This is a genomic window from Nonomuraea terrae (genome assembly GCF_044465245.1).
GTDB classification, from domain to species: Bacteria; Actinomycetota; Actinomycetes; order Streptosporangiales; family Streptosporangiaceae; genus Nonomuraea; species Nonomuraea terrae.
Genome location: NZ_JBITLL010000010.1, coordinates 82,247 through 103,156 on the forward strand (window position 1 = coordinate 82,247; position 20,910 = coordinate 103,156).

21 protein-coding genes are annotated in these 20,910 nt (G+C 72.2%); 8 read left to right on the forward strand and 13 right to left on the reverse strand.

Translation table 11 applies throughout. The features are described from left to right. Nucleotides 1-272 precede the first annotated feature (272 nt). Nucleotides 273-3,068, reverse strand: coding sequence for an ATP-binding protein (locus ACIBP6_RS45745; RefSeq protein ID WP_397061426.1), 2,796 nt, complete (start codon nucleotides 3,066-3,068; stop codon nucleotides 273-275). A gap of 202 nt (nucleotides 3,069-3,270) precedes the next feature. On the opposite strand from ACIBP6_RS45745, the gene ACIBP6_RS45750 reads away from it, so the two are divergent. The 3 genes from ACIBP6_RS45750 to ACIBP6_RS45760 all read left to right on the forward strand — a co-directional run bounded on the left by ACIBP6_RS45750 (nucleotide 3,271) and on the right by ACIBP6_RS45760 (nucleotide 4,810). Further along, nucleotides 3,271-3,627 carry a VOC family protein gene (locus ACIBP6_RS45750; protein ID WP_132622063.1) on the forward strand — a complete coding sequence of 119 codons (357 nt, stop codon included), beginning with the start codon at nucleotides 3,271-3,273 and terminating at the stop codon, nucleotides 3,625-3,627. A gap of 70 nt (nucleotides 3,628-3,697) precedes the next feature. Continuing rightward, nucleotides 3,698-4,309, forward strand: a complete 612-nt coding sequence (locus ACIBP6_RS45755; protein ID WP_397061428.1) for a glyoxalase — start codon at nucleotides 3,698-3,700, stop codon at nucleotides 4,307-4,309. 60 nt (nucleotides 4,310-4,369) lie between these two features. Continuing rightward, nucleotides 4,370-4,810 carry an iron chaperone gene (locus tag ACIBP6_RS45760; RefSeq protein ID WP_397061430.1) on the forward strand — a complete coding sequence of 147 codons (441 nt, stop codon included), beginning with the start codon at nucleotides 4,370-4,372 and terminating at the stop codon, nucleotides 4,808-4,810. A gap of 69 nt (nucleotides 4,811-4,879) precedes the next feature. On the opposite strand, the gene ACIBP6_RS45765 is transcribed toward ACIBP6_RS45760, so the two are convergent. The 3 genes from ACIBP6_RS45765 to groES form a co-directional block, all read right to left on the reverse strand. Continuing rightward, the gene (locus tag ACIBP6_RS45765; RefSeq protein ID WP_397061432.1) at nucleotides 4,880-5,473 is read right to left on the reverse strand and encodes a DUF7711 family protein; all 594 of its coding nucleotides are present in this window, start codon (nucleotides 5,471-5,473) and stop codon (nucleotides 4,880-4,882) included. A 227-nt stretch (nucleotides 5,474-5,700) separates the two neighbouring features. Further along, nucleotides 5,701-7,320, reverse strand: a complete 1,620-nt coding sequence (gene groL / locus ACIBP6_RS45770) for a chaperonin GroEL (RefSeq protein WP_132622055.1) — start codon at nucleotides 7,318-7,320, stop codon at nucleotides 5,701-5,703. 72 nt (nucleotides 7,321-7,392) lie between these two features. After that, on the reverse strand, nucleotides 7,393-7,704 hold the full coding sequence (gene groES, locus ACIBP6_RS45775) for a co-chaperone GroES (protein ID WP_043623565.1): 312 nt from the start codon (nucleotides 7,702-7,704) through the stop codon (nucleotides 7,393-7,395). Between the two features lie 299 nt (nucleotides 7,705-8,003). Between groES and ACIBP6_RS45780 the strand changes: the two genes are divergently transcribed. From ACIBP6_RS45780 to ACIBP6_RS45800, 5 genes are all read left to right on the forward strand, one after another. Further along, on the forward strand, nucleotides 8,004-9,212 hold the full coding sequence (locus ACIBP6_RS45780) for a class I SAM-dependent methyltransferase (protein WP_397061434.1): 1,209 nt from the start codon (nucleotides 8,004-8,006) through the stop codon (nucleotides 9,210-9,212). 165 nt (nucleotides 9,213-9,377) lie between these two features. After that, complete coding sequence (locus ACIBP6_RS45785) at nucleotides 9,378-11,087, forward strand: hypothetical protein (RefSeq protein ID WP_397061436.1); 1,710 nt, start codon at nucleotides 9,378-9,380, stop codon at nucleotides 11,085-11,087. Nucleotides 11,088-11,143: 56 nt separating this feature from the next. Further along, nucleotides 11,144-11,503, forward strand: coding sequence for a hypothetical protein (locus ACIBP6_RS45790; RefSeq protein ID WP_132622049.1), 360 nt, complete (start codon nucleotides 11,144-11,146; stop codon nucleotides 11,501-11,503). Then, complete coding sequence (locus ACIBP6_RS45795) at nucleotides 11,500-12,405, forward strand: NAD-dependent epimerase/dehydratase family protein (RefSeq protein ID WP_397061438.1); 906 nt, start codon at nucleotides 11,500-11,502, stop codon at nucleotides 12,403-12,405. Before ACIBP6_RS45790 ends, ACIBP6_RS45795 begins: the two co-directional genes overlap by 4 nt. A 10-nt stretch (nucleotides 12,406-12,415) precedes the next feature. Beyond that, nucleotides 12,416-13,738, forward strand: a complete 1,323-nt coding sequence (locus tag ACIBP6_RS45800; RefSeq protein ID WP_397061440.1) for an acyltransferase — start codon at nucleotides 12,416-12,418, stop codon at nucleotides 13,736-13,738. On the opposite strand, the gene tsaD is transcribed toward ACIBP6_RS45800, so the two are convergent. The 9 genes from tsaD to alr form a co-directional block, all read right to left on the reverse strand. Continuing rightward, nucleotides 13,719-14,750, reverse strand: a complete 1,032-nt coding sequence (tsaD, locus tag ACIBP6_RS45805) for a tRNA (adenosine(37)-N6)-threonylcarbamoyltransferase complex transferase subunit TsaD (RefSeq protein WP_132622560.1) — start codon at nucleotides 14,748-14,750, stop codon at nucleotides 13,719-13,721. The genes ACIBP6_RS45800 and tsaD overlap by 20 nt on opposite strands. After that, a complete protein-coding gene (gene rimI / locus ACIBP6_RS45810) occupies nucleotides 14,743-15,174 on the reverse strand; it encodes a ribosomal protein S18-alanine N-acetyltransferase (protein ID WP_397061500.1) in 432 nt (143 codons plus the stop codon). Before rimI ends, tsaD begins: the two co-directional genes overlap by 8 nt. Nucleotides 15,175-15,185: 11 nt before the next feature. Then, on the reverse strand, nucleotides 15,186-15,833 hold the full coding sequence (tsaB, locus tag ACIBP6_RS45815) for a tRNA (adenosine(37)-N6)-threonylcarbamoyltransferase complex dimerization subunit type 1 TsaB (protein WP_397061442.1): 648 nt from the start codon (nucleotides 15,831-15,833) through the stop codon (nucleotides 15,186-15,188). Nucleotides 15,834-15,860: 27 nt separating this feature from the next. After that, nucleotides 15,861-16,787 (reverse strand): aminoglycoside phosphotransferase family protein, encoded by a 927-nt coding sequence (locus ACIBP6_RS45820; RefSeq protein WP_397061444.1) that lies wholly within the window; start codon nucleotides 16,785-16,787, stop codon nucleotides 15,861-15,863. A 10-nt stretch (nucleotides 16,788-16,797) separates the two neighbouring features. Then, nucleotides 16,798-17,337: a class F sortase gene (locus tag ACIBP6_RS45825; RefSeq protein WP_397061445.1), complete on the reverse strand. Its 540-nt coding sequence runs from the start codon at nucleotides 17,335-17,337 to the stop codon at nucleotides 16,798-16,800. A gap of 3 nt (nucleotides 17,338-17,340) precedes the next feature. Then, nucleotides 17,341-18,042 carry a hypothetical protein gene (locus tag ACIBP6_RS45830; RefSeq protein WP_397061447.1) on the reverse strand — a complete coding sequence of 234 codons (702 nt, stop codon included), beginning with the start codon at nucleotides 18,040-18,042 and terminating at the stop codon, nucleotides 17,341-17,343. Nucleotides 18,043-18,210: 168 nt separating this feature from the next. Further along, on the reverse strand, nucleotides 18,211-18,672 hold the full coding sequence (gene tsaE / locus ACIBP6_RS45835) for a tRNA (adenosine(37)-N6)-threonylcarbamoyltransferase complex ATPase subunit type 1 TsaE (RefSeq protein WP_397061449.1): 462 nt from the start codon (nucleotides 18,670-18,672) through the stop codon (nucleotides 18,211-18,213). After that, nucleotides 18,669-19,721 carry an alpha/beta fold hydrolase gene (locus ACIBP6_RS45840; protein ID WP_397061451.1) on the reverse strand — a complete coding sequence of 351 codons (1,053 nt, stop codon included), beginning with the start codon at nucleotides 19,719-19,721 and terminating at the stop codon, nucleotides 18,669-18,671. The genes tsaE and ACIBP6_RS45840 overlap by 4 nt, the downstream gene beginning before the upstream one ends. Nucleotides 19,722-19,764: 43 nt before the next feature. Next, on the reverse strand, nucleotides 19,765-20,910 hold the full coding sequence (gene alr, locus ACIBP6_RS45845) for an alanine racemase (protein ID WP_397061452.1): 1,146 nt from the start codon (nucleotides 20,908-20,910) through the stop codon (nucleotides 19,765-19,767).

Sequence of the window (20,910 nt, forward strand, 5' to 3'; positions counted from 1 at the left end):
AACCAGGAGTAATCGGACAGACACACTAAGCCTTATGCCCTGACATAATGTTTCATCCGTTTCCCCGGAATGCACGACATTTGTCAGCGCTCAGACGCTTATCGCCCGATCCCGGTTTACTCCCATTAATCCACCTTTTCCCCCATATCCACCCACCTTCACGCCAAATCCCGCCCCATCCCCTCAGCCCCTCCCGGGCTCGCCTCCCACCGGCGCCGCGGTCACCGCCGAAGCCGCGGTCACCGCAGGGCCCGTGTTCACCGCGCGGCGCATCACTGCGAGGTCATCGTGGATGCCGAGGCATGGGCCATCGCGGCGAAGCCGAGATCGGCCAGCGCGGCCGCGCCGCGGGTGGCGTGCTCGCCGCCGGCGAGCACCAGGGTGCGCGCCGACTGGTAGCGACAGCCGGCCGTGTCGAACGCGTCCGCCGTGGCGAGCAACCGCTCCTGGTCATTGTCGAGCAGCGCGTGGGCCCGCTCCACGAGGGCGGTGGCGACCGGGTTGCCGGCCACGACGGTCCGGGCCTCGGCGAGACGGTCGCCGGCATCGGAGCTCCCGGCGAGCACGGCGGCCTCGGCGCGCAGCGCCACGTACCAGTGAAGCCAGATCCAGGTCACCCATTGCCACACCTCGCCGGGCTCAGGCGCCAGCCGCTCCACCGCCTGCGGTGCCCGCCCACGGTGGAGCAGCAGCATCGCGTCGAAGACCGCACCGTAGCCGCAGGTGTTCCGGGGTGAGGGGTCGAGCTGATTCAGCAGCGCGCTCCATTCGCGCCAGGCGTCCTGGTCGCCGCGCAGGCCGTGGATCATCGCCACCGCCGCCGCCGGCGGACCGAGGACGGACCTGGCGGGACCGTCCGCCCGCTGCCACGCGTCGAGGAACCGGATGCTGCCGGTGAGCGTCTCCTCGATGTCGCCCGCCAACGCGTCGGCCACCAGGAGCCAGCCTGTGGCACGGTGGCCTACCTCCGCCAGCAAGGGATGATCCGCGAGCTGCCGGGCCCACCGGCGGGCACCGGACAGGTCGCCGGTGCCGAGACTGGCCTCGGTGACCTCGCCGAGCGCCTCGATCAGCTCGTGGATGGCGGCCGGGGTGTCCGGTGTGGACGAGAGCGACATGATCCGGCGCCGGGCCGTGTCGGCGGCCGCGAACGTGTCACCGGCCCAGCTCTGGGCGCAGGTGAGCGTGTCGAGCGCGGCGGACTCGGCGAGCGGGTCACCCGTGCGGTGGGCGAGGTCGACCGCTCGTTCGGCGTAGGCGATCGTCATGGGAACCCCGGTGTCGGCCAGGCCCGGTGCGGCACCGATCTCGGTGAGCGCCCGCCCGGCCTCGGCCAGCGCCACCGCGCTCTGGGCGGCCGGGTCGTCGCCGGCCAGCTCCCGTGCCTGAGTGATGAGCGCGACCGCCTCTTCCTGTGGCAGATTCCGTACGAACTTGCCGGAGAACCGGTAGGCGTTGGCGGCGGCGGTCGCCAGGTCACAGGCGGCGCCGGCGCTGTCGCCGGACCGGCGGGCGGCATCCGCGGCCGCGCGGCGCAGGCGGTACATGTCGTCGCCATGCATCCGGCAGCCGGCCACCGCCGCGGCCTGCCGGAGCATCGACGCGCCGGCGGCGGGGTCGTCGGCGAGCGCGGCGGCCTGCTCATAACGCCCCTGGGACTCGCCGATCAGGTGCCGGGTGAAGGTCAGTTCCGCCATGAACCGGGCGAGGCGGTACGCGTCCGTGCGCTGTTCCGGCTGGTCGGCCGCCCACGCCAGGGCGGCGCGCAGATCGTCCGCCACCGCGTCGAACCTGGCCCGCCAGTCCGCTCCTACCACCGCCAGCTCGGCGGCCTTGGCCAGGCACCAGCGGACGTGGCGGGATCGAGCGTCGACCAGCTCACCGGCCTCCGCCAGCCGCTCCGTCCCGTACTGGCGGATGGTCTCCAGCGCCCGGTACCGGGTCCCGCCGGGGGACGCCGTCACCACCAGCAGGCTCTGCTCGGCCAGCCGGGCCAGTCCCTCGGCGACGACGCCTTCCTCGGACCCGGCCATCTCCGCCGCCGCGGCGGCGGTGAACGGTGCCACGAACACCGACACCTGGCGCAGCAGTGCCCGGTCGGCCGGTTCCAGCAGAGCATGGCTCCAGTCCAGAGCCCCCCGCACCGAACGGTGCCGCTCATCGGCACGGGAGCCGCCGGTCAGCATCCGCAGCGGGTGGGACAGGGCGGCGTGGATGCCGTCCAGCCCGAGCGTGGGATACCGGGCGGCGGCCAGCTCGATCGCCAGCGCCATCCCGTCCAGCCGCTCGCAGATCGAGGCGATCTGGTCGCGCAGTGCGGGGTCCGGCGACCGGCCCACCGCCGCCGCCCGCTCCGTGAACAACGCGACCGCGTCGGACTCACCGTCGACGGGCAGCGACAGCGGTGGGACCGGATACACCCGTTCGAACGGCACCATCAGCCGTGCCCGGCTGGTCGCCAGCACGGTCACCCGAGGGCACGTCGCCAGCAGCCGCTCGAGAAACAGCGCCACCCCGTCCACCACTTGCTCGCAATTGTCCAGCACCAGCAGCGCATGACGGTCGGCCAGCGCGGCGACCACGGACTCGGTCATGTCGCGGCCGGGCTGCTCACCGAGGCCGAGCGCGCCGGCGACCGCCGTCGCGATCATGCCCGCATCGGTGACCGGCACCAGGTCGGCGAACCACACCCCGTCGGCGTACTCGCCGGCTGCTTCCGCGGCCACCGCCAACGCCAGCCGGGTCTTGCCCACTCCGCCGGGACCGACCGCGGTCACCTGACGATGTCCCCTGATCATCGCGGCCAGCTCCGCCCGCTCGCCCACCCGGCCGACGAACGAGGTCAGCGGGGCCGGCAGCGGCGCCGGATGCGACGGGGCGGCGCCGGCCGACTCGGGCGCGCGCTGGGCGAGCGCCCGCCGATCCGGCACCTCCAGCTTCCGCAGCAGCGAAGAGACGTGACTTTCCACGGTGCGCACCGAGATGCACAGTCGTGCCGCGATTTCGGCGTTGCTGAGATGGGCCCCGAGCAGTTCCAGCACCTCGGCTTCCCGAGGCGAGATCTCCACGCCTGTCACCATTGCCCCAGTTTGCCGCATCTCTCCGCGTCCCATCCGCAACGGCGACCGTGCGCGGTCCGTGCCGTCGATCCGTGCCGTCGGTCCGTGGTCGGAATCCGTGGTCACCACGGATGCGGACCGCCCAGGCCGGGAGAAAAGCTGTGCCTACCAACACAGCGGGTCGATGTGACCCACGACCACAGGAGTGATCATGACCGGCTCTGCCACCCAGGGAATCAAGACCGTGCTGCACCCCGTGTCGGATCTGGCGAAGGCCAAAGCCGTGTACGCGGCCCTGCTCGGTATCTCGCCGCAGACCGACTCGCCCTACTACGTCGGCTTCGAGGCCGAGGGCCAGCACATCGGACTGGTGCCGGACGGCGGACCGCAGGGCATGACCTCCCCGGTGGCCTACTGGCACGTGGAGGACATCGAGGCGAAGCTGGCCGAGGTCACCGCCGCGGGAGCCACCGTGAAGGAGGCCGCGCACGAGGTCGGCGGCGGCCGGCTGGTGGCCACGGTCACCGACCCCGACGGCAACGTCCTCGGGCTGATCCAGGACCGGTGAGCGCCGACCTGCCCCGCCCTGCCCGCCGTGTAGCGACCGCCGACAAGACGACGAACCCCAAGGACCTGCCATGACCCCCTTCGCATCCGTCACCCTGGAAGTTCCCGACCCCACGGCCGTGGCGGCCTTCCACAAAGCCCTCGGCCTGGGCTCCTACGTGAACGTACGCGCCTCGGACGCGCCGACGACCGGCTTTCGTGGGTTCGCGCTGTCACTCGTGGTCTCCCAGCCGGGCGACGTCGACGCCCTCATCGATGCGGCCCTCGACGCCGGCGCCACGACGCTGAAGCCGGCCACGAAGGGGTTCTGGGGCTACGGCGGCGTCGTACGCGCGCCGGACGGGACGATCTGCAAGATCGCGACCTCGAAGAAGAAGGACACCGGCCCCGCCTCCCGGCACGTCGACCAGGTCGCGCTCCTGCTGGGAGTGGCGGACGTCAAGGCGAGCAAGCGGTTCTACGTCGAGCGCGGCCTGACCGTGGCCAAGAGCTTCGGCGGCAAGTACGTCGAGTTCGACACCCCGTCGTCGGCCGTCACCCTGGCCCTCTACCCGCGCCGCGCCCTCGCCAAGGACACCGGCCTCTCCCAGGAGGGCACCGGATCGCACCGCATCGTGTTCGGCGGCGACGCCGGGCCCTTCACCGACCCGGACGGGTTCGTCTGGGAGGCGGCCTCCGCCTGAGGCGCACGGCAGATCCTTCTCAAGATTCCGAAATCAAGACTCTCAAGGAGACAACCCGCTATGAGCGACAACTACCAGGGATTCACGGCCGAGGAGCGGGCCGCGATGAAGGACCACGCCCAGGAGCAGAAGAAGGCGGCGCGCCGCAGCTCGCGTGCGGACAAGGCGGCGCAGGACCAGCGCGACGTACTCGCGAAGATCGCCGAGATGCAGGAATCGGACCGGATCATGGCCGAGCGGGTCCATGCCGTCATCACCGCCGTCGCCCCGGACCTCACGCCGAAGCTGTGGTACGGAATGCCCGCCTACGCGCTGGACGGCAAAATCGTCTGCCACTTCCAGAGTGCGGCGAAGTTCAAGTCCCGCTACGCGACGCTCGGGTTCAGCGACCAGGCGAACCTCGACGACGGCACGATGTGGGCCGCCGCTTTCGCTCTGACCGAGGTGACGGCCGAGGTGGAGGCGCGGATCGGCGCGCTGGTGAAGCAGGCGGTGAGCTGAGGCGCCGCCGGCCCGTGGACCGCGCAGGCCGGGCACCGACCCTCTGGGCCTGCGCCGCCGGGGCGGTGGTCATTCGTCACGCAGGTCGAGCAGTTCCAGGTAGCCGCCGACGGCCTCCCACAGATGGTGCTCGGGTTGGCGGCTCAGGCCGCGGTGCTCGCGCCGCCACTTCCGGTCCCAGTACGCCTCGTGGACGGCCCGCAGATGCTCCAGGGCCGCCCTCAGCTCCTCCGTGACGTCCGCGCGCTCCGTCCCGGCCGCCGGGTCCCCCTGACTCAGCAGCTCGAACCGGCGGCCTTCCAGCGCGTCCAGCACGCTCTCGTCGATCCCGTCCAGCGACCAGAACCGCACCGGCTCAGAGATGCGGTGGTTCGCCACCGCGTCATGACGGGACCGCCACCGGTACGCCACCCCGCCCTTGTCCAGCTCCAGGAAGTCGACCAGCCACGCGGTGCCGGGCGGCTGCGTCCCCCAGGCGACCTCCTCCGGCGGCAGGTTCAGCACGAAGACGACCTCGACCTGCTCGACCGGATCGGCCCCCTCCACCAGACCCCCGAAGACGTACGCCGCGCGCAGGAACGGCTCGTCCACCGGCACACGCCGGGTCTGCTCACACGCCCGGGCCAGCATCCGCAGCCGCTGCACCGCCCGCCGATACCGCACCGCCCACCTCCCGCCCATGACCAGCGCGCCCAGCGCCCAGCGTACGACCTGATCCCGAACCCCGCGGGGCGAGCACCTTCACATGCGTCACCTGGCACGCCTACGCGCACGTCCCGGGGGTCGGCGCCGACAGACGGACGACCTGCGTCCGCGTTCTGGAAGCCCCTGGGAACGCCGGACGGCCCGCACCCTAGGGGGCGCGGGCCGTCGCGGTTGTGAAGGACGGGTCAGTGGCCGTGGCCGTGACCGTGGCCCTGGCCGTTGGCCGGGGCCTCCTCCTCGGGCTTGTCCACCACGAGCACCTCGGTGGTGAGCAGCATGCCCGCGATCGACGCCGCGTTCTGCACGGCCGAGCGGGTGACCTTCACCGGGTCGATGACGCCCTGGGCGATCAGGTCGCCGTACTCGCCGGTCGCGGCGTTGAGGCCGTGACCCGCGGACAGCTCGGCGATCTTGTGGGTCACCACGTAGCCCTCGAGACCGGCGTTCTCGGCGATCCAGCGGGCCGGCTCGACCAGGGAGCGGCGCACGATGCCGACACCGGTGGCCTCGTCGCCCGTCAGGCCGAGGTCGTCGAGCTCCTTGGAGACGTGGATGAGCGCGGAGCCACCGCCGGAGACGATGCCCTCCTCGATCGCGGCGCGCGTCGCGGAGATCGCGTCCTCGAGGCGGTGCTTCTTCTCCTTCAGCTCCACCTCGGTGGCGGCGCCGACACGCAGCACGCACACACCGCCGGCGAGCTTGGCCAGGCGCTCCTGCAGCTTCTCGCGGTCCCAGTCGGAGTCGGACTGCTCGATGGCAATCTTGATCTCCTTGACGCGGTCCTCGATGGCCGTGGCGTCGCCGGCGCCGTCGACGATGGTCGTGGCGTCCTTGGTGACCACGACGCGGCGGGCCGTGCCGAGCACCTCGAGGCCGACGTGCTCCAGCTTGAGGCCGACCTCCTCGCTGACGACCTGGCCGCCGGTGAGGATGGCCATGTCCTGCAGCATCGCCTTGCGGCGGTCGCCGAAGCCCGGGGCCTTGACGGCCACGGAGGTGAAGGTGCCGCGGATCTTGTTGGTGACCAGGACGGCCAGGGCCTCGCCCTCGACGTCCTCGGCGACCACGAGCAGCGGCTTCTTCGTCTGGGCGATCTGCTCCAGCAGCGGCAGGAAGTCCGCGATGGAGGAGATCTTGCCCTGGGTGAGCAGGATGTAGGCGTCCTCGAGGACGGACTCCATCCGCTCGGGGTCGGTCACCATGTAGGCCGACAGGTATCCCTTGTCGAACTGCATGCCCTCGGTGAACTCGAGCTCCATGCCCATGGCGTTGGACTCTTCGACGGTGAGGACACCGTCCTTGCCCACCTTGTCGAACGCCTCGGCGATCAGGCCGCCGATCTGGGCGTCCTGAGCGGAGATCGTGGCGACGTTGGCGATCTCCTTCTTGTCGTCGACCTCACGGGCGCTCGACAGAAGGCGCTCGCTGACCTCCTTGGCGGCCTTGTCGATGCCGCGCTTGAGCGACAGCGGCGAGGCGCCGGCCGCCACGTTGCGCAGGCCCTCGCGGACCATGGCCTGGGCCAGGACGGTCGCGGTGGTGGTGCCGTCGCCCGCGATGTCGTTGGTCTTGGTCGCCACTTCCTTGGCGAGCTGGGCGCCGAGGTTCTCGTAGCGCTCTTCCAGCTCGACCTCACGGGCGATGGTGACGCCGTCGTTGGTGATCGTCGGAGCACCGAACTTCTTGTCGATGACGACGTTGCGGCCACGCGGGCCCAGGGTTACCTTCACGGCGTCCGCGAGGGCGTTCACACCGCGCTCGAGCGCGCGGCGGGCGTCCTCGTCGAACTCCAGGATCTTCGCCATTGCTGAAAGTCCTCTCCTAGCGTCGAAAGCCCCGGCCGCCCTCAAGAGCGCCCGGGGCTCGACACATCCGGCCTACTTCTCGATGATCGCGAGAACGTCACGGGCGGAGAGCACGAGGTACTCCTCGCCGCCGTACTTGACCTCGGTGCCGCCGTACTTGCTGTAGAGGACGATGTCGCCCTCGGAGACGTCGAGCGGAATCCGCTTGTCGCCGTCCTCGTCCCAGTTGCCGGGGCCCACCGCGAGGACCTTGCCCTCTTGCGGCTTCTCCTTGGCGGTGTCCGGGATGACAAGGCCGGAAGCGGTGGTCTGCTCGGCCTCAAGCGGCTGGACCACAATGCGGTCGCCGAGCGGCTTAACGGGAACCTTGGTGGCGGTCGTCACGATCGGACCTCCCCTTCAGATTTGAATGATCAGAAGAGGCGACCAGCTGGGCCTGCCGTCGCGGGTGTCAGACCTGCCTCGTCGCACGTTGGCACTCTCATGGTGAGAGTGCCAACACGAAACATATGCAAGAGGGGCTTGACAGTCAACACGAACGCGTCCGCTCAGAGCGATCAGGGTGGGGATCCGCGCCCGGATCAGCGACGATGCCCGGGTTTCCGGCGCCGGAAGGAGCGACACGACGTACGGGAAGAGGCCGGGGCCCGGGCGGGCCGCTGGTGGCGCTAACGTCGGGTGGCGTGGACCTCGACGCCTTCACCGAGTTGCTGACTCCGCGCGGGCAGCGGGCGCTCGCGGAGGCCGGGGAGCTCGCCGGCGCCGACCCGGTCGCCGCCGCCACGACCCTGCGCAGGTCGTACGACGCCGCGCTCACCTCCGCCGCGCTCACGCAGGCCGGGCTCAGGGAGCGGGCCAAGGCCAAGTTCGGCGCCGAGGCCGCGCTGATGTACTTCACGCCGCACGGCCTGGAGCAGTCCACGCGGGCGGAGGTCGCCGCCCACCGCGCCCGCCGCCTGCTCGACCTGCGCCATGACGGGGCCCCTCCGCGCGTCGTGGACGCCTGCTGCGGCATCGGCGGCGACCTGCTCGCGCTCGCCCGCGCCGGCTGCGCGGTGGACGCCGTCGACACCGACCCGCTGACGGTCGCCGTGGCGCGGGCCAACGCCGAGGCGTTCGGGCTGGGCGACCGGGTGACGGTGACGGTCGCCGACGCTGCCGGGGTGCGGCCCGAGGACTACGACGTGCTGTTCGCCGACCCGGCCCGGCGCACGGGCAAGGGGCGCACGTTCGACCCCATGGCCTACTCGCCGCCGTGGCCGGTGGTGCTCGACCTGGTCGCCAGGGCCCGCCTGGCGTGCCTGAAGGTCGCCCCCGGCATCCCGTACTCCTACATCCCGGAGGGCGCGCAGGCCGAGTGGGTGTCGTACAAGGGCGAGGTCAAGGAGGCCACCCTGTGGAGCGGGGAGAGCGGCGGCCGGCGGGCCACGCTGCTGCCCGGCGGGCACACCCTGACCGCCACGGGCGCCGAGGCCCCGGCCGGCCCGCCGGGGCGCTACGTGTACGAGCCCGACGGTGCGGCCGTCCGCGCCCACCTGATCGGCGAGGTCGCCGAGCTGGTGGGCGGACGCCTGCTCGACCCCATGATCGCCTACATCACCGCGGACGACCCGGCGGAGACCCCATGGGCGACAAGATATGAAGTAGAAGACGTTCTTCCGTTTTCTCTGAAAAAACTCCGCGCCGCACTCCGTGAGCGGCACATCGGCAATGTCACCATCAAAAAGCGCGGCTCCGCCGTCGACATCGAACGCCTGCGCACCGATCTGCGACTTGGCGGCGACAATTCGGCGGTGGTCTTCCTGACCAGGATCGCCGACAAACCTTCGGTGCTGATCTGCCGCCCGCTCTCACCTGCCCGAACCAGCGGAAACGGGCAATCAACGCGTTAACCGCGATCTCTCGATTCGCGTCCGCCGGACCTTGATCCAGCGGCTAAGGTGGGCGGGCGGGAGTTCTCCCCCTAATGCGGTTACTCGCGTTCTCGCTCTTTCATCTGCAAACCGGACCTACCCCACCGCTGCGCGGCAGACCGTCGGCGAGCGAAGGAGCTTTCGGTGGACCATTCCAACCACACCGCCCTTCTCCAGGCAGGCGGACATTCCGCCATCTCCGAGAGGATGCGAGACCTGCTCGCGCGCGCCGCGCAAGACCATGTGTACGAGCAGCGCACACAGGGGGCCGTCCTCGACGAGATCCGCCAGCGGCTCGAAGGCATGGAATGGCTGTTGCGCGAGGTGCGCGAGCGGGAGCTGGGCGGGCTCAGCGGCACCCTCGAGTCGGTCAGCGGGCGGCTCGACGAGATCTCCGTCAAGCCGCCGATGTGGGCCGAGGGGCTGGCCCAGCACGTCGAGGCCGTACGCGACCACGTGGACGCCGTGGGCGACAAGGTGGGCGAGGTCGACGCCCGGGTGGCCCCGGTCGGCGAGCTGCCGGGCGTGCGGGCCGATCTGGGCGCGGTGGGCGAGAGCGTGGAGGAGGCGCTCAACCGCCTGCAGTCGGTGCTCGACACCACCGCCGACTTCGCGGCCAAGCTGTCCGTGCTCGGCTCCAGCATGGAGGCCGCCGCCGGCCGCTTCACCCGGCTCGACAAGTCGGTGGCGGAGCTGGCCTCCCGTACCGACCGGGTGGAGGGCGTCGTCACCGAGCTGTCGCAGGGCATCGGCGAGCAGGTGGCCGACGCGGTCGCCGGCACGGTCGGGGCCGCCGAGCAGCGCTTCACCGCCCGCCTGGAGGAGACCGACCAGCGGCTGACCGCCCGCCTCGACGAGAGCGACCGGCGCGTCACCGCCCGGCTCGACGAGACCGACCAGCGGCTCGCCACGGCCCTGGTCGAGGCCGACGAGCGGCTCGTCTGCCGGCTCAAGGAGGCCGACGAGCAGTTCGCCGGCCGCGTGGCGAGCACCGAGCAGCGCCTGACGGCCCGGCTCGACGAGACCGACCGCCACCTCGCCGTCCAGCTCGGGGAGAGCGAGCAGCGGCTGACGGCCCGGCTCAGCAGCGTGGACGCCCGGCTCGAGCGGGCCGAGGGCCGGCTCACCGGGTTCGACGGCAGGCTCGAGTCCGCCGACGAGTGCCTGGCCGAGATCGACACCCGGCTGGGCGGGGTCGACAAGCGGCTCACGTCCATGGACGAACGTCTCGGCGGGGTCGACCGGCGGCTCGGCACCCTCGACGGCCACCTGGGCCGCCACGACGACCGCTTCGACGCGCTCGACGTCCGCGTCGACACCCGCTTCGGCATGATCGACGAGCGCCTCAACGCCACCGACCAGCGCCTCGGCGACGGCGCCACGCGCAACGAGGGCCGCTTCAACAAGCTCGACAGCCACATGGACGCCATCGACGAGCGGCTGACCGAGGCCGAAGAGCACCTCGCCAACCGCTTCGACACGATCGACAGCCGCTTCAACGGCCTCGACACCCACATGAGCGGCCTGGCCACCCGCGCCGAGCAGGCCGGCGAACACCTGGAGGCGGTCGACGACCGGCTCCAGGCCGTCAGCCGGTCCGTCGGCGAGCTGCCCGCCACGCTGCCCGAGCTGATCCGGTCCCACTCCGGTGAGCAGGCCGAGCGGCTGACCGCGGCCGCCGACGCGCTCGGCGAGCTGGTCAGATCGCGTCCCGACCGCGACGAGCTCGCCGAGACGGTCACGGGCGTCGTCCAGCCGGCCACCGACGATCTGACCAAGCGGCTGGGCGCGCTGGAGGAGACGATGCTGGCCCTGGCGGAGGCCCTCCTGCGCCCGGCGCGTACGAAAGACTGACGTCACGTTCGCGGGGTCTGGAACGTCCGTTGCTCTGAGGGAAAGGAGAGCGACGGATGTTCGTCAAGATCACGGTGGTGGTGGCCGCGGCCACGATGCTGGTGGCCGGCGTGTGGATGCGCGTCGACCCGGCCGGCTTCGCGGCGTGGGCGGGCTGGCCCCTTCACGTCCACTTCCTGCATGACGCCGGTGTCTTCCAGATCGGCATCGGCCTGATGATGGTGTGCGCGCTCCGGTGGCGGGACGTGATCGCGGTCGTGCTGGCCGGGTTCGTGTTCACCAACACGTTCCACGCGGTCAACCACCTGCTGGATCGCCACCTCGGCGGCCGCGACTCCGACTGGTGGCAGCTGGGCCTGCTGTCGGTGCTCGCCGCGGCGGCGCTGGTCGTGCGGCTGCGGGCGCTGCGGCCATGAGGGTGCTCCTGGCCGGCGCCACCGGCGTGGTCGGCACGGAGCTGGTCGCGCGGCTGCTCGCGGCCGGCCACGAGGTGCTCGCCCTGACGCGGTCGCCCGGCAGACTCGCGGGCGTGACGCCGGTGGTCGCCGACCTGACGGACCGCGACGCGGTGCTGGCCGCGGTCGAGGGCCACGAGGCCGACGCGGTGGTGCACCAGGCGACGGCGATCTCGGGTGTCCCGCTGTTCCACCGCCACCTGTACGCGACCGACGCCCTGCGCGAACACGGCACCGCCACCCTCGTCGAGGCCGCCCGCCGCATGGGCGCGCGCCGCTTCGTGACGCAGTCGTTCTTCCTCGGGTACGGCTACCACGACCACGGCCCCGACCCCGTGACCGAGGACCACCCCTTCGCCCGGCCCGGCACCGGCCCCTTCGAGGTCCACATGCGGGCGATGCGCCGCAACGAGCGGCTGGCCCTCGAAACGCCGGGCATCGAGGGCGTGGCGTTGCGCTACGGCATGTTCTACGGCCCGGAGCCGGCCACCCGGCGGCTGATGCACCTGGCCCGGCGGCGCCTGCTGCCGGTCTTCCGCCCGTCGGGCCTGATCACACCGGTCCACGTGCACGACGCCGCCTCCGCGGCCGTGGCCGCGCTGGAGCGGGGGCAGGGGGCGTACAACATCGCGGGGGACGAGGCCGTGTCGTTCGGCGTTTACGTGCGGGCTCTGGCCCGGGCGGCGGGCGCGCCGGAGCCGTACACGGTGCCCTCGTGGCCGCTGCGGGCGGCGCCGTACGCGTACGCGATGCTGGTGCGCACGCGTATCCGGCTGAGCACGGAGAAGGCCGAGCGTGAGCTCGGCTGGACGCCCGCGTACCCGACTCTGCGTGACGGGATACGCCGGCTGTGTCCTGGGTAGACGCCGGAGCGTGTCGCTGACGGCTGGTGCTCTGCGGGAGATGCGGCGGCTGGCCGAAGAGACGCCGGCGCATCGGGACCGCCATGTCGACCTGTTGCGCGCCATCGCGATCGGCGCCGTGGTCATCGGTCACTGGCTGGCGGTGCACGTCACGTACGACGGCGGGCTGAGCGGCGGCAACGTGCTGGACCTGGTGTCCTGGGCGGTGCCGCTGACCTGGCTGTTCCAGGTCATGCCGGTGTTCTTCCTGGTCGGCGGGTACGCCAACGCCGCCTCGCTGACCTCCCACCGCCGGCGCGGCGGCGACTCGGCCGCCTGGGCGTTGCGCCGTACCGACCGGCTGCTGCGCCCGACCACGGCGCTGCTGGCCGTGCTGGCGGCGACGGCCCTGGTGGCGCGCGCGCTCGGCGCGGACGGCGAGCTGGTGGGCATCGGGGTGTGGATGGCGGCGATCCCGCTGTGGTTCCTCGTGGCGTACCTGGCCGTGGTGGTGCTCACGCCGGCGACGCACGCGCTGCACCGCCGCTACGGTCTGGCGGTGCCGGTCGTGCTGACCGTCCTGGTCGGCGCGGGGGACGCGGCGCGGATGCTCGGCTGGGCGCCCGCGCTGGGCGAGGGGAACTTCCTGTTCGCCTGGCTCGCCGTGCACCAGCTCGGCTTCGCCTGGCAGGACGGCCGCCTGCCAGGCCGGCCGAAGGTGGGCTGGCCCCTGGCGGCGGTGGGGCTGGCCGCGCTGCTGCTGCTGACCGTGCCGGGCCCGTACCCGCTCGGCATGGTGGGGCAGAACACCTCGCCGCCCACCCTGGCGATGCTGGCGCTGGCCCTCACGCAGACGGGGCTGGCGCTGGCCTCGCAGGGCCCGTCCTCCCGCTGGCTGCGGCGGCTGCGTCCGTGGATGGTCGTCGTGGCGGTCAACTCGGTGATCATGACGCTCTTCCTGTGGCACATGACCGCCGCCGTGCTGGGCGCGCTGGCGTTGTACCCGACCGGGCTGCTGCCGGACCCGCCGCCGGACACGACGCTCTGGCTCGTGCTGCGGCTGCCCTGGCTGGCCGCGCTGGCCGTGATCCTCCTGGTGCTCGTGGCGGTGTTCGGGCCGGTGGAACGGCGCTCCGGTCCCGCTCCCGCCGCGGGAGCCAGGGCCGGGGCGGCGGCGGGCGTGCTGACGTGCGCCGGGATGCTCGCCGTACTGGCCGCGATCCTCGCCATCGCGATGGCCGGGCCTGGAGACCACGGGCTGACCGGCATGTCGCCGGCGGCCCTGGCCGGCTATTTCGCCGGCGCCGCGACGCTGCGTCTCACCCGCGCCCGGTTCAGACGTGCACCGTCGTGATCGGCAGCGAGGAGTCGGCCGGGATCTGCAGCGTCGAGGGCCTGACACCGGCCGCCACCAGGTCGGAGCCGAGCGCGGCCACCATGGCGCCGTTGTCGGTGCACAGGCCCGGGCGGGGCACCCGCAGGCGTACGCCGGCCGCGTCGCAACGTTCCTGGGCCAGCGCGCGCAGCCGGGAGTTGGCCGCCACGCCGCCGCCGATCAGCAGGTCGTGCACGTCGTACTTCTTGCACGCCTGCAGCGCCTTGCGGGTCAGCACGTCGACCACCGCCTCCTGGAAGGACGCGGCGACGTCGGGCACGTGGATCGACTCGCCCGCCGCCTCGCGGGCCTCGACCCAGCGCGCCACGGCCGTCTTGAGGCCCGAGAAGGAGAAGTCGAGCGTGCCGTCGTCGATCTTGCCGCGCGGGAACGCGATCGCCGCGCCGGAACCGTCGCGGGCTGCCCGGTCGATGTGCGGGCCGCCGGGGAACGGCAGCCCGAGCACCCTCGCCACCTTGTCGAACGCCTCACCGGCCGCGTCGTCGACGGTGGAGCCGAGCGAGATCACGTCTTCGGCCACGTCGGGCACGAGCAGCAGCGACGAGTGACCACCGGAGACCAGCAGCGCCACGCACGGCTTGGGCAGCGGCCCGTGCTCCAGCTGGTCGACCGCGACGTGGGCGGCCAGGTGGTTGACGCCGTAGAGCGGCACGCCGAGGCCCAGCGCGTACGACTTGGCGGCGGCCACGCCGACCAGCAGCGCCCCGGCGAGGCCCGGACCGGCCGTCACGGCGATGGCGTCGATGTCGGAGAACTTCAGCCCGGCCGCGGTCAGCGCCGCGTCCACGGTGGGCGTCATGGCCTCCAGGTGGGCGCGCGAGGCGACCTCGGGCACGACGCCGCCGAAGCGCGCGTGTTCGTCCATGCTGGAGGCGATGGTGTTGGCCAGCAGTGTGTGGCCCCTGACGATGCCGATGCCGGTCTCGTCGCAGGACGTCTCGATGCCCAGGACCAGAGGTGCGTCAGCCATCCAGCTTCCTTCTCATCATGATCGCGTCGGTGCCGTCGTCGTAGTAGCGGCGGCGGATGCCGATCTCCTCGAACCCGAAATGCCGGTAGACCGTCTGCGCGCGCGGATTGTCGGAGCGTACTTCCAGGAAGATCTCGCGCGCGCCCCGGCGGCCGGCCTCGGCGAGCAGCGCGGTGAGCATCGCGCTGCCGATGCCGGTGCCGCGGTGTTTCTCCAGCACCGCGATGGTCTGCACGTCGGCCTGGTCGGCCGCGGCGGCGAGCCCCGCGTAGCCGACGATCTCGTCGTCGACCAGCGCCACCACGTAGTGGCGGGTGCGGGGCATGTCGGCCAGCTCGCCGCGCATCATGCCCTCGCTCCACGCGTCGAGCGGGAACGTGGTGCGCTCGATGGCCATGACCGCCGGCAGGTCGTCCTCGGTCATCGGCCGGAGTTTCACGCCGTCACCCTCTTCGGCGCGCCGGGCACCACGGCGTCGGGCCTGCGCAGGTAGATCGGACGCGGCGGATCGAGCGGAACGCCCGCCGCCAGCCGCTCGGCGGCCAGGGCGGCGAGGGCCCCCGCGTAGGGGTAGGGCGGCGCGCCGCCGCCGTCGCCGAGGACGTCGGGGTAGAGCGTGGCGGCCGCGCCCACCACCGGCAGCCCGTTCACGGGCACGTCGGCGGGACGGTCGACGAACGGCCCGTCGACCCGGGTGCGCATGTCGGAATAGCGCGCCCAGAACACCTCTTTGCGCCGCGCGTCGGTGGCCGCCAGGAACGGCTCGGCGAGCCCGCTGCCGTAGGCGACCGCGTCGAGTGTGCAGATGCCGTACGCCGGGACGCCGAGCGTGCCGGCGAGGCCCTGCGCGGTCATCAGCCCGACGCGCAGGCCGGTGTAGGGGCCGGGGCCGCTGCCGGCCACGATGGCCGTCACCTCGCGCAGCGGGACGGCGGCCTCCTGGAGGACCTGCTCGACGGTGGGGACGAGCAGCTCACCATGGCGCCGGGCGTCGATCGTCGTACGCTCGGCGAGCACCCGCTCCCCGTCGTGGAGCGCGGCGGTGACGGCAGGTGTCGCGGTGTCAAAGGCCAGGACCAGCACGACTCTCAAGCCTACCCGCCGCCGGGGTCACACCCAGCCGGTACGCCGCTTCAGCCAGTCGAGGGCCACCACGCCCTGGGCCCGCTGGAACGCCCGCAAAGTGGGCAGACCGGGGGGATCGGGCTGGAGAGACTGCCGCAGCAGGTAGCCGGCGAACGCGGCCACCACCACCGTGATGGCCGGATCGGGGTCGGTGCACAGCTCGTCGGGCGGCGGCCCGCCCTGCATCCTGACCGACGGCAGCATGGCCAGCCGGTCGAACCAGGGCGCCCCGAGGCACGCGTACGGCCAGTCGACGAGGTAGACCCGATCGCCGGCGAGCAGGATGTTGTCGGCCCGCAGGTCACCGTGGACCAGGCTGTCGCCGGCCGCCGCCGCGGCCCACCCCGACTCCAGCTCGGCCAGCTCACCGAGGTGGCGCACCGCCCACGGGTCGAGGCCGGTGGTGTCCTCGCCGAGCAGCCGGCGCCAGCCGCGGAAGGCCTCGCCGAACGCCGCGCCGACGGTGGGCACCCGGACCGGCGACGGGGTGAGCTCCACCGCCATCCGCTCGATCGCCGCGAGCACCACGTCGAGCTGCTCGCGCCGCCACGGCAGCGCCGGGTGCTCGCCCTCGACGTCCTCGAAGACCAGCGCGACCCAGCCTTCCAGCTCGAAGCCGGTCAGCAGCCTGGGAGCGGGCACGGACGCGGGCAGCGCCGCCGCGACCTTCAGCTCGGCCTGGTAGAGCTCGACGGTCTTCGGGTTGGGCTCGGGCCCGACGGCCTTGACGAACGCGCGCCTGCCGTTGCCGGCGCGCAGGCGGGCGGCACAGGCCGGGGAGAAACCGCCCGGCTGGGTGACGGCCTCGACCACCGGCCCGCCGAGGAACTCCGCCACCGCGGCGCGCACGCCCGGATGCACGTCGTGCCACGGCACGCGGACGCCGGACGCAGGCGGGTTGTCGCCGCTCATCGCCGCCCTCTCAGACTGGTGAGGCGTACACGATGACGTTATCGAGGTACTCGCCGTTGGCGTAATCGAATTTTCCGCCGCACGTCACCAGCTTGAGCCCGTCCTCCACGTAGACGCGCTTGGTGGGGAAACGGTCTTTGTGCACCTGTTCGACGGAGTCGACCTTGTACGTCACCACCTTGCCGTCGCTGCGCTCCACCTTGACGGTCTCGCCCTTGCGCAACTGGCGCAGGCGGTAGAAGACGGCGGGCGCCGTCTTGGTGTCGACGTGCCCGATGATCACCGAGGCGCCCTTCTCGCCGGGCACCGCGCTGCGGGCGTACCACCCGGCCATCTTGGGCTTCTCGTACGGAGGCAGCTCGACCTCGCCGTTCTTGAGCAGGCCGAGCTTCATCAGCGGGGCCTCCACGTCGATCGACGGGATGTCGATGCTCTCGGGCACGACCGCCTTCGCCGGAGTGGTGTTCTGGGTCCGCAGGTTGCTGCCGAACGCGGCGAGCACCAAGCCCGTCACCGCGCCGGCCAGCACGACCCGTCCTGGACGGGCCATCGGCTACGCCTTGGACCGACGCTTGATCGCGATGCCGACGCCGGCCGCCAGGGCGAGGCCGATGAGCACGCCGGCGGGGCCGAGCGGGATGGACGACTCGTCGGCGGCCTCCTGCGCGTACGTGCCGCCGCCGCCCGCCCGGGGCGCCCGGCTGGGCAGGCCGGTGGGCACGTCGTCGTCCTCGCTCTCGTCGGCGGGCGGCGCCACGACGCGGAGGGTGGCGCGGCCCATGTCGTTGGTGCCGTCGCACTTGACGTCGACCCGGTAGCTGCCGCGCCGGATCGTGCCGGAGACCTGGGCCTCGCCGCGCACCCACGGCGAGGCGGCGGCCGGCGAGGAGGTCGCGGTGGGGGTGACGGAGGCCGCGGGCACCGGGTTGAGCGTGACGCCGCTGACGAACGCCCTGGACGTGGCCGTGCCGGTGTGGGCGGGACCGCCGGTCGGCACCGGGCAGTTGGCTAAGATCCACACGCCGGTCGTCTCGCCGGCGTTGACGCGGTCGGGGTTGAGCTGCACCGAGATGGTCGGCCTGGTGGTCGTCGGGCTGGGGCTCCCGGTGGCGGTCGCGGTCGCGGTGGGGGCGGCTGTGCCGCTCGCGGTGGGGGTGGGGGTGGCCGTCGGATCGGTCTCGGCCGAGGCTGTGCAGCCGGTCAGACCGACCATGACGATGGCTCCCGCGTACGCGACTCGCCTGACCCTGAGCACCGGCCGCACCCCACTCTGCCGTCGTACAACCCAGCATCCACCGGATCTGTGGATGTCGCCCCTCGTGATACCCAGAAAATCTGGGCGAATCCCTGACCAACGATCATGTTTCAGATCGCCGGGCGGTTACGTCAAGGGTGCCAGGCGTACCAATGCTTTACCCGCCGATTAATCTTGCAGCGGATCAGACGGCGTGTCGGCCCACCGCGCGCCCACGCCGCGCAGCGTCACGACGCGGGCGTCGTCGCCGTCCTCGCGGTCGATGTGGATCTCCAACCGGTCTTCCGCCAGGCCCTCGACCAGCCCCTCGCCCCACTCGACGACGGTCACCGACTCCTCCAGCGAGGCGTCGAGGTCGAGGTCGTCGACCTCCAGGCCGCCGCCCAGCCGGTAGGCGTCGACGTGGACGAGCGGCGGGCCCTGGTGCAGCGACGGGTGCACCCGGGCGATCACGAACGTGGGCGAGGTGATCGGGCCGCGTACTTTGAGCCCTTCGGCGATGCCCTGCACGAGCGTGGTCTTGCCCGCGCCGAGCGGGCCCGACAGGATCACCAGGTCTCCGGGCCGCAGCCGGGCGGCCAGGCGGGCGCCGTAGGCGCGCATGTCGTCGGCGGTCGCGAGTCTCGTCACAGCTCCACCCTCTTCACCAGGTCGCGCAGCGCGTCGTTGACGACGCCCGGCCGCTCCAGCTGGATCAGGTGGGAGGTGTCGGGCACCTCGGTGAGCTGAGCCTTGGGCAGCGCGGAGGCGATGGCCTTGCTGTGGTCGGGCGGGGTGAGCCAGTCGCTGTCGCCGACCAGGATCGCGGTGGGCACCGGGTCGAGCACGTGCAGCGCGGAGAGCTTGTCGTGGTTCATCAGCGCGGGGTAGAAATCGGCGACCACCTCGGTCGGCGTCTGCCTGATCATCGATTCGGCGAAGTCGACCACGGTGGGGCTGACGTTGCCGGAGTCGCCGAAGCCGAAGTAGCGGGTGAAGAGGAAGGCGATGTCGCTGCCGGCGTTACGGGTCTTGTCGATCAGCGAGCCCCGCTTGCCCAGCATCGAGACCGTGGTGGGGGCGAGCTTGTGCACGACCTTGGAGAGCATCGCGGGCAGGCCCAGCGTCAGCTCGGCCAGCTTGCCCGCCGAGGTGGAGATGAGCGCCACCGCGCGGATCTTGTCGCCGAACAGGTGGGGGTGGCGGTCGGCCAGCGCCATGATCGTCATGCCGCCCATGGAGTGGCCGACGAGCACGCACGGCCCAGGCACGAACTCCTCGATCACCTCGGCGAGGTCCTCGCCGAGCCGGTCGATCGTGCTGTCGTCGGCGCCGGCGCGCTGCGAGCGGCCGTGGGAGCGCTGGTCCCACAGCACGACGCGGTAGTTCTCGCGCAGGTCTTTGCGCTGGTAGTGCCACGACTCCAGGCTGAGGCAGTAGCCGTGGCAGAACACGATGGTCAGCGGGGCGTCCTCGGGGCCGTCGACCTCGACGTGCAGCGCCTTGCCGTCGGAGGTGATGAGCGTGCGCTGCCTGCCGCGCAGCTCGCCGAAGGGCTCGCTGGCCTCCGGGTCGTGGCGCAGCCGGATGCGGCCGACCGCGTACCGCTTGGCCAGCGCCGCCGCCGCGACACCGGCCGAAGCCGCGCCGACGAGCGCGCCGGCGATGCCCACCCTGCGCCGAGTGGTCGTCGTCGTCATCTCCCCGATCCTTTTCCCGCTCATGGCCGCCGCGCGCTCGCCGTCACTCCGTGCTCCTTCTCTCGTAGACCCGCGGCACGCGCGAGCCGATCCTGGTCACGATCTCATGCGTGATCGTGCCGAGGCTATCGGCCCACTCCTGGGCGGTCGGCTCGCCCCCGTCACCGGGCCCGAACAGCACCACCTCGTCGCCGGCCGACAGCTCGTCGTCACCGAGGTCGATCATGAACTGGTCCATGCACACCCGGCCGGTGATCCGCCGGCGGCGCCCGCCCGCCAGGACCTCGGCCCGGTCGCCCGCGTGGCGCAGGATGCCGTCGGCGTAGCCGAGCGGGACGACGGCGATCGTGGTCTCGCGCTCGCAGACGTAGAGGTGGCCGTAGGAGACGCCGGACCCCTCGGGCACGCGCTTGACCAGCGCGACCCGGCCGACCAGCGTCATCGCCTGGCGCAGGCCGAAGTCGCCCAGCTCGGGGATGGGGCTCAGGCCGTACATCGCGATGCCGGACCTGACCATGTCGAAGCGGGCCTCGGGCAGCGTCATGAGGGCGGCGGAGTTGGCGATGTGCCTGATCACGTGGGAGCCGGCCGCGCCGGCCTGCTCGGCCAGCTTCAGCGCCGCCTCGTACGTCTCCAGCTGCCGCCGGATCGAGGGGTGGCCGGGGATGTCGGCGCAGGCGAAGTGTGTCCAGATGCCGGTGATGTCGATGACGCCCTCGGCCTGCAGCTCCATGGCCCTGGACAGCAGCCCCGGCCAGTCGGCCGGCGGCGAGCCGCCCCTGCTCATGCCGGTGTCGGCCTCCAGGTGGGTCTTCGCGGTGATGCCGGTGCGGCGCGCGGCCTCGGCGATCTCGTCGAGCAGCCGCACGTCGGAGGCCGACAGCTCGATGTCGCGGGCCAGCGCCTCGTCGAGCGCCTCTCCCGGGGTGATCAGCCAGGACAGGATCGGCGCGGTCACCCCGCCCGCGCGCAGCTCCAGGGCCTCGCTGATGACCGCGGTGCCGAGCCGGCCGGCCCCGCCCTGAAGCATCGCCTCGGTGGTGGGCAGCAGGCCGTGGCCGTAGGCGTCGGCCTTGACGGCGCCCATGAGCTCCGCGCCGCCGGCCCGCTCTTTGAGCTGGGCCACGTTGTGCCTGATGGCGGCCAGGTCGACTCGTGCCTGCGCGGGCGTGGCGATCGAGGAGTACAT

Bases quoted from the DNA above. Each gene is read 5' to 3' on its own strand.
- rimI (WP_397061500.1), bottom strand. From the start codon at position 15,174: ATGACCGAGGACGACCTGCCGGCGGTCATGGCCATCGAGCGCACCACG.
- alr (WP_397061452.1), bottom strand. From the start codon at position 20,910: ATGTACTCCTCGATCGCCACGCCCGCGCAGGCACGAGTCGACCTGGCC.
- ACIBP6_RS45790 (WP_132622049.1), top strand. From the start codon at position 11,144: ATGTTCGTCAAGATCACGGTGGTGGTGGCCGCGGCCACGATGCTGGTG.
- ACIBP6_RS45795 (WP_397061438.1), top strand. From the start codon at position 11,500: ATGAGGGTGCTCCTGGCCGGCGCCACCGGCGTGGTCGGCACGGAGCTG.
- tsaD (WP_132622560.1), bottom strand. From the start codon at position 14,750: ATGGCTGACGCACCTCTGGTCCTGGGCATCGAGACGTCCTGCGACGAG.
- ACIBP6_RS45840 (WP_397061451.1), bottom strand. From the start codon at position 19,721: ATGACGACGACGACCACTCGGCGCAGGGTGGGCATCGCCGGCGCGCTC.
- ACIBP6_RS45750 (WP_132622063.1), top strand. From the start codon at position 3,271: ATGACCGGCTCTGCCACCCAGGGAATCAAGACCGTGCTGCACCCCGTG.
- ACIBP6_RS45755 (WP_397061428.1), top strand. From the start codon at position 3,698: ATGACCCCCTTCGCATCCGTCACCCTGGAAGTTCCCGACCCCACGGCC.
- ACIBP6_RS45820 (WP_397061444.1), bottom strand. From the start codon at position 16,787: ATGAGCGGCGACAACCCGCCTGCGTCCGGCGTCCGCGTGCCGTGGCAC.
- groL (WP_132622055.1), bottom strand. From the start codon at position 7,320: ATGGCGAAGATCCTGGAGTTCGACGAGGACGCCCGCCGCGCGCTCGAG.
- ACIBP6_RS45825 (WP_397061445.1), bottom strand. From the start codon at position 17,337: ATGGCCCGTCCAGGACGGGTCGTGCTGGCCGGCGCGGTGACGGGCTTG.
- ACIBP6_RS45760 (WP_397061430.1), top strand. From the start codon at position 4,370: ATGAGCGACAACTACCAGGGATTCACGGCCGAGGAGCGGGCCGCGATG.